Annotated in this window: 10 protein-coding genes and 1 rRNA gene; 5 read left to right on the top strand and 6 right to left on the bottom strand. The window is 71.7% G+C overall.

The features are described from left to right. Positions 1-265: 265 nt before the first annotated feature. The 5 genes from IE278_RS37265 to mtnA all read right to left on the bottom strand — a co-directional run bounded on the left by IE278_RS37265 (position 266) and on the right by mtnA (position 7,030). Positions 266-1,120, bottom strand: a complete 855-nt coding sequence (locus IE278_RS37265) for a ComF family protein (protein WP_189779409.1) — start codon at positions 1,118-1,120, stop codon at positions 266-268. Positions 1,121-1,260: 140 nt separating this feature from the next. Beyond that, positions 1,261-3,114, bottom strand: a complete 1,854-nt coding sequence (locus IE278_RS37260) for an LpqB family beta-propeller domain-containing protein (protein ID WP_189779407.1) — start codon at positions 3,112-3,114, stop codon at positions 1,261-1,263. Then, on the bottom strand, positions 3,104-5,185 hold the full coding sequence (mtrB, locus tag IE278_RS37255) for an MtrAB system histidine kinase MtrB (protein ID WP_189779405.1): 2,082 nt from the start codon (positions 5,183-5,185) through the stop codon (positions 3,104-3,106). The genes IE278_RS37260 and mtrB overlap by 11 nt, the downstream gene beginning before the upstream one ends. Position 5,186: 1 nt before the next feature. After that, positions 5,187-5,876, bottom strand: a complete 690-nt coding sequence (gene mtrA, locus IE278_RS37250; RefSeq protein WP_188114266.1) for a two-component system response regulator MtrA — start codon at positions 5,874-5,876, stop codon at positions 5,187-5,189. Between the two features lie 8 nt (positions 5,877-5,884). Continuing rightward, positions 5,885-7,030: an S-methyl-5-thioribose-1-phosphate isomerase gene (gene mtnA, locus IE278_RS37245; RefSeq protein ID WP_189779403.1), complete on the bottom strand. Its 1,146-nt coding sequence runs from the start codon at positions 7,028-7,030 to the stop codon at positions 5,885-5,887. A gap of 140 nt (positions 7,031-7,170) precedes the next feature. Here mtnA and IE278_RS37240 point away from each other — a divergent pair, with 140 nt between their 5' ends. Genes IE278_RS37240 through IE278_RS37220 form a run of 5 tightly spaced genes read left to right on the top strand, consistent with a single transcriptional unit; the run spans position 7,171 to position 12,787 of the window. Beyond that, positions 7,171-8,565 (top strand): DUF7847 domain-containing protein, encoded by a 1,395-nt coding sequence (locus IE278_RS37240; protein ID WP_189779401.1) that lies wholly within the window; start codon positions 7,171-7,173, stop codon positions 8,563-8,565. A 4-nt stretch (positions 8,566-8,569) separates the two neighbouring features. After that, on the top strand, positions 8,570-9,265 hold the full coding sequence (locus tag IE278_RS37235) for a DUF4129 domain-containing protein (RefSeq protein ID WP_189779399.1): 696 nt from the start codon (positions 8,570-8,572) through the stop codon (positions 9,263-9,265). Then, positions 9,262-10,479: a DUF4350 domain-containing protein gene (locus tag IE278_RS37230; protein ID WP_189779397.1), complete on the top strand. Its 1,218-nt coding sequence runs from the start codon at positions 9,262-9,264 to the stop codon at positions 10,477-10,479. Before IE278_RS37235 ends, IE278_RS37230 begins: the two co-directional genes overlap by 4 nt. Next, positions 10,476-11,477: an AAA family ATPase gene (locus IE278_RS37225; RefSeq protein WP_189779395.1), complete on the top strand. Its 1,002-nt coding sequence runs from the start codon at positions 10,476-10,478 to the stop codon at positions 11,475-11,477. The genes IE278_RS37230 and IE278_RS37225 overlap by 4 nt, the downstream gene beginning before the upstream one ends. Further along, positions 11,477-12,787, top strand: coding sequence for a DUF58 domain-containing protein (locus IE278_RS37220; RefSeq protein WP_189779393.1), 1,311 nt, complete (start codon positions 11,477-11,479; stop codon positions 12,785-12,787). The genes IE278_RS37225 and IE278_RS37220 overlap by 1 nt, the downstream gene beginning before the upstream one ends. 110 nt (positions 12,788-12,897) lie before the next feature. Here IE278_RS37220 and rrf read toward each other — a convergent pair. Further along, positions 12,898-13,014: ribosomal RNA gene (gene rrf, locus IE278_RS37215) — 5S ribosomal RNA — on the bottom strand. Positions 13,015-13,082: the final 68 nt, after the last annotated feature.

The raw sequence follows: 13,082 nt of genomic DNA, 5'->3' as shown, positions 1-13,082 counted from the left end.
TTTTGCACCAGGCTCCAGCGCGTCCCGGAGCCTCGGACTCGGTGACTTCCACCTCCTCCTCCCCCGCGGGCAAGATCTCCACCCCACTGTCCCGGGTGAATGAGAAAACCCACGGCGCGGCATTCCGATATGCAAGGGACGGCGTCCGCCATTCCCTCACAACCGAACATATCTCGCCTGGACGGATGTCGTCACCCTCTACTGCGGCGTACCTCCATTCAGGTGAATGGAACCTCTCACTACCTGCAACGACGTAACTTCTCTGTCAGTTCCGGTTTATTTCGAAAGAAGCTGGAGATGCCGCGACCACTGCCGCGCCAACCCTGTCATCCGCGCTGTGTGCGCCTCTCTTTTCCCTGACCGCTTCTGCTCGGCCTACACCTGCCATCTGCGCCTGTCTCACTCCTTCTCCCGTCGTTCCCGGTGTTACCCGTCCGTAGAATCCGTCTTTTTCCGGGAGAACGGCCCTCAGGGCCCGCGCCGCCTCGGCCAGGGACGCGCCCGTCGTCATCAGGTCGTCGACGAGAACGACCCGTCCGGCGCCGGCCAGCAGCCGTCCGCCACCCGGGGCCACCTCCAGAGCGCCGGCGAGATTGTCCAGCCGCTGCCGGGAGTTGAGCCCCGCCTGGTCGGCCACGGCACGCCGCTGGCGCAGCACGGCCACCACTCGGGCCGACGTCCCGGACCGCCGCAGCCCGGCCGCCGCGGCGAGCGCGATCCGCCGCGCCGGGTCGTGCCCGCGCGCCCGCACCGCCCACCGCGCCGACGGCACCGGCACGAGCAGCACCGGCGTATCGGAGTCCACCGCCCCGTCCGCCCGTCCACCGGGCCCGAGTCCGGCCCGTACAGCACCCGCCAGCGCCGCTCCCAGCGGTCCGGCGAGCATCAGCGCCCCTCGTTCCTTGTGGGCGAGGAGCGCCGCCCGCACCTGGTCCTCGTACGGAGCCGCGGCGTGCACCACCGGCAGCCCCGGCGGCTCCGGGTCCGGTCGTACACGGCTCGGTGCGTCCCCCATCAGTGCGGCACGGCACCTTGGGCAGAGCACCGTGCGAGGCCGTCCACAGCCTCCGCACTCGGCCGGAAGCACCAGGTCGGTGAGGTCCTGCCACCACCCCCGCATGCCCACCACTCTGCCAAATCCCGAAGCGCCCGGGCCAGCCCTGTGGACAACTACCTGTGGACAACTCCTCGTACGCGTCGGCACGTTGTCCCCCACACGAGGGACGAGGGACGCCCCGTACCGGAACGGCCCCGCAGGGCTCAGCCCGGATAGACCGGCGCCATCCCCGTCTTGACCACCGTCTGCCACTGCGAACCGGTCGACAGCCGTACGATCCCGTCCTCCGAGTGCGCCACCAGCGGCAGCCGTTCGTCCTCGGAGGCGGCGATCTCCTTCACCCCGGTGAGCGCGGAGGGCGCGGGGCCGACCGGCGTGGAGCCGTCGACCTGGACGTACTGGATCTGCTGCACGCCGCGGGCCTCGCGCCCGACCACGACCAGACGGCTGTCACCGGCCCAGGACATGGCCGTGACCTCCTCCAGCTGCGGTGCCACGGAGCGCAGTTCATGGATCGCGACGGCGTCCTTCCCGTTCGCGCCCTCGGAGTGGCCCCGTTCGATCCGCCCCATGAACAGGGTCGTCCGCTTGTCGGCGCTCACCATGAGCGCGATCCGTACCCCGTCCGCGGCCACCCGCACGGCCTCGATCCGCCCTTCCAGACCGGGTGTCGAGACCACCAGGGGGTCGCCCGCTCCCTTCGGCAGCAGGAGCAGCCGGGAGTCCTTCGGTCCGCGGTCGGCCACCCACAGGTCACCGCTCGCGTCCCAGCTGGGGGTCGTCAGCCCGTCGTCCAGCGACGTGGCCTTGCTGCGCAGCACGGCTTCCCCGAGCGAGCCCCCCGACGCGAGCGACCCGACGTACATCGAGAGCCCGTCGAGCGACACCCCGGCGGCGGTGTCCTCGTCCCGCGAGACGGCGGCCGCCCGCAGTTCCTTGCCCCCGTCGCCGAGTGCGCCGGGCACCGGCTCGGGCTCCTGCTCGCTGCCCGCCCCCGGTATCCGGACCAGCCGCTTCTCCCCGTCGATGAAGTACTCGTACTCGGCGCGCTTGGCCGGACCGTGGACTACATAGATCTCCGCTTGGTTGTCGTTGACCGCGCACGACTGCGTGCCGTCCGAACGCTGCAGCTCCACCTCGTCGATGCCCGTGGGCGTCAGGTCCTGGAGAGTGAACAGGATCTGGGCGGCCATCTCCGTGCACTTGGACTGCCCGACCCGGTCGGCCTTGGAGTTCAGCGGCACCGTCAGTCGGTTCTGGTCGTCGGGCGTCAGTGACTTGACGCCCTTCTTCAGCGCCGTTCCGGTGGGGAAACTCGACCTGACCACCGGCTTGAGCCAGCTCGTGGGCCCTTTGAGGACCGAGCGGACCATCTGTGTCACCGGGTCCACCTGCTCCCGTACGTAGACGGGGTCGGCGACCGCGCCGAGCTGATCGCCGGTCCTGCCCTGCGTGTTCGAGGCGAAGTAGTACTTGTTGACGGACTCGTAGTTGCGCTGGAAGTCCGACATCCCCATCACCAGGCCCGCCGGCAGGGCGTCGATGCGCCACTCCTTGGCGCCGTCCGCCGTCTTCTGCTCCGAGAGGTGCACGATCTCGTCGTACGCCCCCTTGGCGGGCTTGTAGGCGAACTGCGAGTCCACGGTGGCGACCTTGGTGCCGATCAGCGAGTACGCGTAGTCACCGGTCGCCTCCCTGCTGCCGCTGTGCTCCGCCACGGTGTTCGGTCCGTCCGCCAGCACCGTCGTCGACGCGTTCGGACGCCACTTCTTCGAAGCGCCTTCCGTCAGGTACTTGCGGGCCGTCTCGAAGCTCGGGTCGTCGCTGGTCAGCGCTTCGAGGAAACCCTGGACGATCTCCTCGGGCTGCGCGTTCTCCCGCGGCGGCATCGCGAAGACCCTGACCTGCGCGTCCGGCCGCTGGGAGGCCTCGACATCGCGCAGGTCCCCTTCGTCCGGCATCGACGCGCACCCGGCCAGCAGTACGGTCCCGCAGGCGGCGTACACCACCACACGTGCCGGACGCCGACGGCCGCCCCGATCGCGGTCAGCGCCCACGAGACCCCTCCCCATGCTTCAGCTGTTCCGACTGCCCGCCGGCTCCCGGGCCGTCCTCGGACGGCGCCTCCACCGACGTCTCCTTCGACGCCTCTTCCGGTGCCGCGACCGGGCCCCTGGTCTCCGCGGCGGGCCGCGGCACCACGCGCGCCCCGCTGCCGGGCAGCGCCGCCGGATCCACCGCGCCCGCCACCCGGGGATCGCGCGACGGCATCGGCGGCACGGCACGCTCGGCGGGCTGCGCCGGCACCGTCGCCAGCTTCTGCGTACCGCCGAGGGGCAGCCCCGCGTCGTTCAGACCGCGGTTGCGCCGCGAGTCCTTGGGCTCCAGCGGTATCGGCGAGCCCCGCAGCGGCTCGTCCGCCGTTCGCGGCACCGTCAGCCGGAACTGCGAGCCGCCGCCCGGTTCCCCCCACGCCTGCAGCCAGCCGCCGTGCAGCCGTGCGTCCTCCAGGGCGATGGACAGGCCCAGGCCCGTACCGCCGGTGGTACGCGCGCGTGCCGGGTCGGCCCGCCAGAAGCGGCTGAACACCCGGGTCGCCTCCCCGGGCTTGAGCCCCACTCCGTAGTCGCGCACCGCGACCGCGACAGCTCCGCCCGCGGACGCGAGCTTGACCACGACGTCCTTGCCCTCGCCGTGCTCCACGGCGTTGACCACGAGGTTGCGCAGCACCCGTTCCACCCGTCGGGCGTCCGCCTCGGCGACCACGGGCTGCTGGTCGCCGACGACCCGTATCCGCGTGCCCTTGCGCTCGGCGAGCGGCTCGGCCCCGCTGATGACCCTGCGGACGACCTCCCGCAGGTCTATCGGCTCGGCCTCCAGGGCCGCCGCTCCGGCGTCGAAGCGGCTGATCTCCAGGAGATCCGCCAGCAGCGTCTCGAAGCGGTCCAGCTGGTCGGCGAGCAGTTCCGCCGACCGGGCGGTCATCGGATCGAAGTCCACGCGCGCGTCGTGGATGACGTCGGCCGCCATCCGCACGGTCGTCAGCGGCGTACGCAGCTCGTGCGACACGTCGGACACGAACCGCCGCTGCATCCGCGACAGGTCCTCCAGCTGCTGGATCTTCAGCTGGAGGTTCTGCGCCATCTTGTTGAAGGCCTCACCGAGGCGCGCGATGTCGTCCTCACCGGTGACCTTCATACGTTCCTGGAGGCGCCCGGCGGACAGCCTCTCGGCGATCCCGGCGGCCATCCGTACGGGGGTGACGACCTGGCGCACCACGAGCCAGGCGATCGCCCCGAGCAGCACCACGACGAACAGCCCCGCCGTCGCGAGCGTCCCCTTGACCAGGCTGAGCGACTTCTCCTCCTGGGTGAGAGGGAAGAGGTAGTACAGCTGGTACGGGTCGCTCTTGGGGTCGTTGAGCTGCGTGCCGATGATCAGCGCCGGCTGGGAGTCCTGGCCGTTGGTGTAGACGATGCGGGTGTAGCTCTGGGCCGCGCCCGTGCCGCCGTCCACCCGCTCGCGCAGGTCCTGGGGCACGCTGAGGCTCCAGTCCACGAAGCCCGACGCACGGGGGCCCAGGCCCCGGCTGCTGCTGTCCGCGGAGGTGGTGCTGAGCGTGACGACGCTGAACGCGCCCTGGCCGCCGCTGGAGAGCGACTCGACGAGGGAGCTCATCCAGCCGCTGACGTTCTGTACGGGGTTGTCGTTCGGCCCGGAGCGGTCGTCGCCGCCCGCGCCCGCCGCGCTGTCGGCCTCCTGCTTGGCGACCGTGAACCCGCCCGTGGCCTGGCTCTGCGAAGCCTTCACCTTGGCGTCCAGCAGGCCGTTGCGCACCTGCCCGATCACGACGAAACCCAGCAGCAGGACGACGCCCAGCGACATCAGCAGGGTCGTGGCGACGACCTTGAGCTGGATGTTGCGCCGCCACAGCCGCATGACCGGCAGCAGCGGACGGCGCACCCAGCGCATGAACAGCCGAAGGACCGGGCTGCCCTGGACTCCGCCCTGGAGCAGCCCGCCCTCGACGAACCGGCCCCAGCGGGAGCCCGTCATCTTCCGGCCGACAGGCCGCCCCGAGCGGACCCCCGGCTCACCGGGCGCCGAAGCGGCACTGTCCCGGGACACGTCAGCTCGGTCCGGCCTTGTAACCGACGCCACGGACGGTCACCACGATCTCCGGCCGCTCCGGGTCCTTCTCGACCTTGGAGCGCAGCCGCTGCACATGGACGTTCACCAGACGGGTGTCCGCCGCGTGCCGGTAGCCCCACACCTGCTCCAGGAGCACCTCACGCGTGAACACCTGCCACGGCTTGCGGGCCAGCGCCACCAGCAGGTCGAACTCCAGCGGAGTGAGCGCGATCGAGGCGCCGTCCCGCTTCACAGAGTGACCGGCCACGTCGATGACCAGATCGCCGATCGCGAGCTGTTCGGGCGCCGGCTCCTCGGACCTGCGCAGCCTGGCCCGGATCCGGGCCACCAGCTCCTTTGGCTTGAACGGCTTCACGATGTAGTCATCGGCACCCGACTCCAGGCCGACCACGACATCGACGGTGTCGCTCTTCGCGGTGAGCATCACGATCGGTACCCCGGACTCCGCCCTGATCAGGCGGCACACCTCGATGCCGTCCCGGCCGGGAAGCATCAGGTCCAGGAGCACCAGGTCGGGCTTGCTCTCACGAAAAGCGGCCAGCGCCTTGTCGCCGTCGGCTACGAAAGACGGCTCAAAACCTTCACCACGCAACACAATGCCGAGCATCTCGGCCAGTGCGGTGTCGTCATCGACGACAAGGACTCGTCCCTTCATAAACGACATCATCCCATTAACTAAATCGTTACCTGGCGTGACCTGTCACACAGCTCCGCGAGCGCCTCAGCCGTCACGGGCGACACGACGCCCTCCTCGGTGACGATCGCCGTCACCAACTCGGGCGGCGTCACGTCGAATGCCGGGTTGTACGCCTGGGTCCCCAGGGGTGCCACCGGTATCCCGCCTCCCGCTTCGACTCCCGCCACGGGCACCAGAGGTGCTGTGATCTCTGTCACTTCATGACCGGCACGCTGCTCGACCTCGATCGATGCTCCGTTCGGAGTGTCCGGGTCCACCGTCGTCAACGGCGCCACCACGATGAACGGCACATGGTGGTACCTGGCCAGCACCGCGAGCGGATAGCTCCCCACCTTGTTCGCCACCGAACCGTCGGCGGCGATCCGGTCCGCTCCGATGAGCACCGCATCCACCTCTCCCGCCGAGAACAATGACCCGGCAGCGTTGTCCGTGAGCAAGGTGTACGCCATTCCGGCCCGCGCCGCCTCATACGAGGTCAGGCGAGCACCCTGCAGCAACGGACGCGTCTCGTCCACCCAGAGCCTGCGCAACCGCCCCACCCGGTGCGCCGCGAGCGCCACCGCGAACGCCGTGCCCTCACCGCCCGAGACCAGCGCGCCGGTGTTGCAGTGCGTGAGAATCCGGTGGCTGCCCCCGGGCAGCAGCTCGTCGAGCAGCGCCAACCCGTGCACGGCCATACGCCCGCTGGCCTCGGCGTCTTCCGTGTGCAGCGCCCGCGCGGCGGCCAGCGCGGCAGCCGCTGCCGCCTCCTCGCCGCCCCCGGCCCGCAGCACCGCGAGATGGGCCTCCTGAGCCCGGCGGACTCCGTACGAGAGGTTCACCGCGGTGGGCCGCGCACTGGCGAGCGAGGCCGCGGCGCCGTCCACGTCGAACCCCCGGGCGGCAGCGAGCGCGACTCCGTACGCCCCCGCGATCCCGAGGAGCGGTGCCCCGCGCACGGCGAGCGAGCGGATCGCCTCCACCAGCGCGGAAGCGTCCGTGCACACCAGCTCGACCTCCTCGGCGGGCAGCCTCGTCTGGTCGAGGAGGACCAGCACGGGTCCCTCCGGCGGCTCGTCCCACCGGATCGCAGGTATCTCGATGGGCCGGTTGTCCTCGCGGATTTGCGCGTACTGATCAGCCATCTGCTCAGTCTGCCCCGTACGGGGCAGACAATTGAAGGTGTGCAGCCCATACGGCGGCCGGTCACTTCCCGGCCACACCGTGGCACGATGGCAGCCAACCTGCCGCCGCGACCGCGGGCGGGCACCGTGAAGGAGCGACGATGAACGACACTCCGGGCTGGGCATCGCCCGGATCTGCCCCCTCCGACGGGCAGAACGGACAGGAGCCGACGCCTTCCGACCCTGCCCGGCCCGGGGACCGGCCCGCGTCCCCGGATCCCGCGGGCGAACCCGGTCAGCCCGGCCCCGCCCCGTCCGGCCCGGGCCCGAAGTGGTCCAAGGAGCAGCCCCCGCCCGCACAGTGGCCCTCGCCCGGCGGCGCCCCGCAGGGCGCCCCGCCCCAGGCCCCGCCCCCACCACCGCCCGGCCCCGGCTGGGGCGGCCAACCTCCCACAGGCCCCGGCGGCTACGGCGGCCCCGGAGGTTACGGAGCCCCCGGCGGCTACGGACCGGGCCCGGGCGGCCACCCCGGCTGGGGCGGCGGCTGGGGCGGCCCCCCGCCCGCGGCCAAGCCCGGCGTGATCCCGCTCCGCCCGCTCGGCGTCGGTGAGATCCTCGACGGCGCGGTGTCGACCATGCGTACGCACTGGCGCACGGTCCTCGGAATCTCGCTCGCCGTCGCGGTCTTCACCCAGATCCTGGTGATCCTGCTCCAGGGCCTCGTCCTGGACGACAGCGCCAGCACGGACGTCCTGAACGACCCCAGCGCCACCGCGGGCGAACTGTCCCGCGCCATGGGCGACACCCTGCTGAACTCCGGCGTCGTCCTGCTGATCACCCTGCTGGGCACGATCGTCGCGACGGCCCTGCTCACGACCGTGACCAGCCGCGCCGTCCTCGGCAAGTCGGTGACCACCGCCGAGGCCTGGCGCGACGCCCGGCCCCAGCTGCTCAAGCTCTTCGGGCTGACCTTCCTGCTGCCGCTCATCGCGGCCGTGATCGTCGCTGTCGGCATCCTGCCCGGAGTCCTCGTCGGCCTCGCGGGCGGCGGCGACGGCGCCGTAGCACTCGGCGCCCTCGGAGGCCTGGCCGCGTCCGTCGTCGTGCTCTGGCTGATGATCCGATTCTCCCTGGCCTCGCCGGCCCTGATGCTGGAGAAGCAGAGCGTCTGGAAGTCCCTGAACCGCTCCGCCAAGCTGGTCCGCGGCGCCTGGTGGCGGGTCTTCGGCATCCAGCTCCTCGCCACGATCATCGCGAACATCGTCGCGTCGATCATCGTGATCCCGTTCGCCTTCCTCGCCTCCGCGCTCAGCGGCGACGGCATCGGCAGCCTGCTCGACAGCGGCACCGGCGACCTCGGCTGGACGTTCCTGATCGTGAGCGGCATCGGCTCGGTGATCGGCTCCATGCTCACCTTCCCGATCACCGCAGGTGTCACCGTGCTGCTCTACATCGACCAGCGCATCCGCCGCGAGGCCCTCGACCTTGACCTGGCCCGCGCGGCCGGCATCCAGGACCACGGCTCCGGCGCCCCGGGCGCGACCCCGGGGAGCTGACGGAGTGAGCCTGGCGGGGGGAGTTCTCACTGCGGTACCGGCGCTGCCACGTGCCGACGGCGAACCACCGGTGACCGTCCCGCGCGATCCCGCGCGGGAGGCCGCCCGGCGTGAACTGTCGAAGCGGATGTACCACGAGAACGACCCCAGCCTCCTCCGCCGGGCCCTCGACGCCTTCTGGAAGTGGGTCGGCGAACTGCTCGACGCGGCCTCCTCGGCGACCCCGGGAGGCGGACTCGGCCTCCTGGTCGTCGTCCTGGCGGTCGTGGCACTCATCGGTGCCCTCTGGTGGCGCCTCGGCTCCCCCCGCCGGGGCCCCGCCTCGGCGGCCCCGCTCTTCGACGACCGGCCGCGCAGCGCCGCCGAACACCGCGCCTCCGCCGAGGCCCACGCGGCCAAGGGCCACTGGAACCAGGCCGTCCAGGAACGCATGCGCGCCGTCGTCCGCTCCCTGGAGGAACGCGCCCTGCTCGACCCCCGCCCCGGCCGCACCGCCGACGAGGCCGCCGCCGAAGCGGGCCGCACCCTGCCTGCCCACACGAACCGACTGCGCGCCGCGGCACGGGACTTCGACGACGTGACGTACGGCGGACGAACCGCCGCCCCGGAGACGTACCACCGCCTCGCGCAGCTCGACCAGGACCTGGACCGCACCAGACCGGTCCTCACGAGCAGCGCCGGCCGGGGGGCCGCCCCATGACACCCGAGGCCCCTGCGGCAACCCTGGCTCCGCCCGCCCAGCCCTCCACCTCGGCCTCGCCCACCGTCCGCCAGGTGTGGACCCGCTCGCGCGGCCTCCTGCTCGCCCTCGTGATCCTCCTGGTCGCGGCCGTCGCCATCGCCGTAGTACGCTCCGGCGCCCAGCACGGCAGCCTCGACCCGCGCTCCGCCGACGCCGCCGGCAGCCGCGCCGTCGCCGAACTCCTCGCCGACCAGGGCGTGTCCACGCGCGTGGTCACCAACCTGGACCAGGCCGGCACGGCGGCCGGCCCCGACACGACACTCCTGGTCGCCCGCCCCGACCTGCTGACCGACCGTCAACAGGACCTTCTCCACTCCGCGTACAGGAACTCCGGCGGCCGCACCGTCCTCGTCGCCCCAGGCACCCCCTCCGTCGGCACCCTCGCCCCCGGAGTCGACGCGGACCCCACGCCCAGCTACGACTCCACGCTCTCCCCCGCCTGCGCCCTGCCCGCCGCCCGACGCGCGGGCACCGCCGACACGGGCGGCATCCGGTACTCGACGGACGCACCCGGCGCCGACGCCTGCTACCCCAGCGACGGCCTGCCCACCCTGCTGCGCCTCCCCGCGTCCGAAGGGGACGGCGACACCGTCGTACTCGGCGCGCCCGACATCCTTGAGAACGAGCACCTCGACCAGCAGGGCAACGCCTCCCTCGCCCTTCAACTCCTCGGCTCCCGCACCCACGTGGTCTGGTACCTCCCCTCCCTCTCCGACGACTCGGCCACCGACGCCGGCGACCGCAGCTTCCTCGACCTGGTCCCCTCCGGCTGGCTCTGGGGCACGCTGCAGCTCTTCATCGCCGCGGTGCTCGCCGCCCTCTGGCGCGCCCGCCGCCTCGGCCCCCTCGTCCCCGAACGGCTCCCCGTCGCGATCCGCGCCTCCGAGACCGTCGAAGGCCGCGCCCGCCTCTACCGCAAGTTCAACGCCCGCGACCGTGCCGCGGGAGCTCTGCGCTCCACCACCCGCACCCGCCTCGCCCCCCTCGTCGGCGTATCCCCCGCTCAGGCGCACGCGCCCGAAGCCCTGCTCCCCGCCCTGTCCGCCCAGCTCCACCAGGAAGGACAGGCCCTGCACTCCCTGCTCTTCGGGCCGCCGCCCCGCGACGACGCGGCCCTCATCGCACTCGCCGACCAACTCGACGCCCTCGAAAGAGAGGTACGCCGTCCATGATGGCCCCGACCACTGACAACGCCGGGAACACCGGGACCACCAGGGACGCAGACACCGCCCGCGCCTCCCTCGAAACCCTGCGCGCCGAGATCGCCAAAGCCGTGGTCGGCCAGGACCCCGCAGTGACCGGCCTCGTCGTCGCTCTCCTGTGCCGCGGACACGTCCTGCTGGAGGGTGTCCCCGGAGTGGCCAAGACCCTCCTCGTCCGCGCTCTCGCCTCCGCGCTGGAACTCGACACCAAGCGCGTCCAGTTCACCCCGGACCTGATGCCGAGCGACATCACGGGCTCCCTCGTCTACGACGCCCGCACCGCGGAGTTCTCCTTCCAGCCCGGCCCGGTCTTCACGAACCTCCTCCTCGCGGATGAGATCAACCGCACCCCTCCGAAGACCCAGTCGTCCCTCCTGGAGGCCATGGAGGAACGCCAGGTCACGGTCGACGGCACCCCGCGCCCCCTCCCCGAGCCGTTCCTGGTGGCCGCGACCCAGAACCCGGTCGAGTACGAGGGCACGTACCCCCTCCCGGAAGCACAGCTGGACCGCTTCCTCCTCAAGCTGACGATCCCGCTCCCGTCCCGCCAGGACGAGATCAACGTCCTCACCCGCCACGCCGAGGGCTTCAACCCCCGTGACCTGCGCGCCGCCGGCATACGCCCCGTAGCGGGCCCGGCCGACCTCGAAGCCGCCCGCGCGGCCGTCGCCAAGACCGCGGTCTCCCCCGAAATCACCGGCTACGTAGTGGACATCTGCCGCGCCACCCGCGAATCGCCGTCCCTCACCCTCGGCGTCTCCCCCCGCGGCGCGACGGCGCTCCTGGCCACGGCCCGCGCCTGGGCCTGGCTGACAGGCCGTGACTACGTCATCCCCGACGACGTGAAGGCCCTCGCACTGCCGACCCTCCGCCACCGCGTACAGCTCCGCCCGGAAGCCGAGATGGAGGGTGTGACGGCCGACTCGGTCATCAACGCGATCCTCTCCCACGTCCCCGTCCCCCGCTGATGGCCCTCACCGGCCGCACCGCCCTCCTCGCGGCCCTCGGCACCCTCCCCGTAGGCATCTGGGAGCCCAGCTGGACGGGCATCCTCGCCGTCAACGCTCCCCTGGCCCTCGCCTGCGCCTGCGACTTCGCCCTGGCGGCCCCGGTACGCCACCTCGGCCTGACGCGCTCCGGCGACACCTCCGTACGCCTCGGCGACACCGCCGACGTCACCCTCACGGTCACGAACCCGTCGAGCCGCCCGCTGCGCGCCCGCATCCGCGACGCCTGGCCCCCGAGCAGCTGGCAGGCCGGCACGGAAGTCGCGGCGTCCCGCCACCGTCTGACCGTCCCTCCGGGCGAACGCCGACGCGTCACGACCCGTCTGCGCCCCACCCGCCGCGGCGACCGCCGGTCCGACCGCGTCACCATCCGCTCATATGGCCCCCTGGGCCTCTTCGCCCGCCAGGGAAACCACAAGATCCCCTGGACGGTACGCGTCCTGCCCCCCTTCACCAGCCGCAAGCACCTCCCCTCGAAGCTGGCCCGGCTGCGCGAACTCGACGGCCGCACCAGCGTGCTGACGCGCGGTGAGGGAACCGAGTTCGACAGCCTCCGCGACTACGTGCCGGGCGACGACACCCGCTCGATCGACTGGCGCGCCACGGCCCGCCAGTCGAGGGTCGCCGTACGCACCTGGCGCCCCGAACGGGACAGGCACATCCTCCTGATCCTCGACACGGGCCGCACAGCCGCGGGCCGCGTCGGAGACGCCCCCCGCCTCGACGCCTCCATGGACGCGGCCCTCCTTCTGGCGGCCCTCGCGTCCCGCGCCGGCGACCGGGTGGACCTCCTCGCCTACGACCGCCGGGTACGCGCCCTGGTACAGGGACGTGCCGCAGGCGACGTCCTTCCTTCGCTGGTCAACGCCATGGCACACCTGGAACCGGAACTCGTCGAGACGGATGCCCGCGGCCTCACCTCCACCGCGCTCCGCACGGCCCCACGCCGCTCACTGATCGTGCTCCTGACCACCTTGGACGCGGCCCCCATCGAGGAGGGCCTGCTTCCCGTACTCTCCCGCCTCACCCAGCGCCACACGGTCCTCGTCGCCTCGGTCTCCGACCCCCACATCGAGCGCATGGCCACGGCACGGGGAAACACAGAGGCCGTGTACGAGGCCGCCGCGGCAGCGCAGGCCCAGGCGGAGCGCCATCGCACGGCGGAGCAACTGACTCGTCACGGTGTCACGGTCGTCGACGCGACCCCGGACAACCTGCCGCCGGCCTTGGCGGACGCATACCTGGCCCTCAAGGCAGCCGGCCGACTCTGATCTACACCGAATACAGGAACAGGGCCGGAAACGGCCCGCCCACAACTCTCTGGGACGTGAACGCGAAAAAGCCCCCGCACCGAAGTGCGGGGGCTTTCCCATTAAAATTTGTTCGGCGGCGTCCTACTCTCCCACAGGGTCCCCCCTGCAGTACCATCGGCGCTGTAAGGCTTAGCTTCCGGGTTCGGAATGTAACCGGGCGTTTCCCTCACGCTATGACCACCGAAACACGATGAAACTCTGATTCAAACAACCGCACCACACCCCCCTGTGGCCAGACAAAAAGGGGTGCAGG

This window comes from Streptomyces tauricus (assembly GCF_014650955.1).
GTDB lineage: Bacteria > Actinomycetota > Actinomycetes > Streptomycetales > Streptomycetaceae > Streptomyces > Streptomyces tauricus.
The sequence above is the reverse complement of the archived record's forward strand: the minus strand, read 5'-3'. Positions and strand labels throughout refer to the sequence as shown.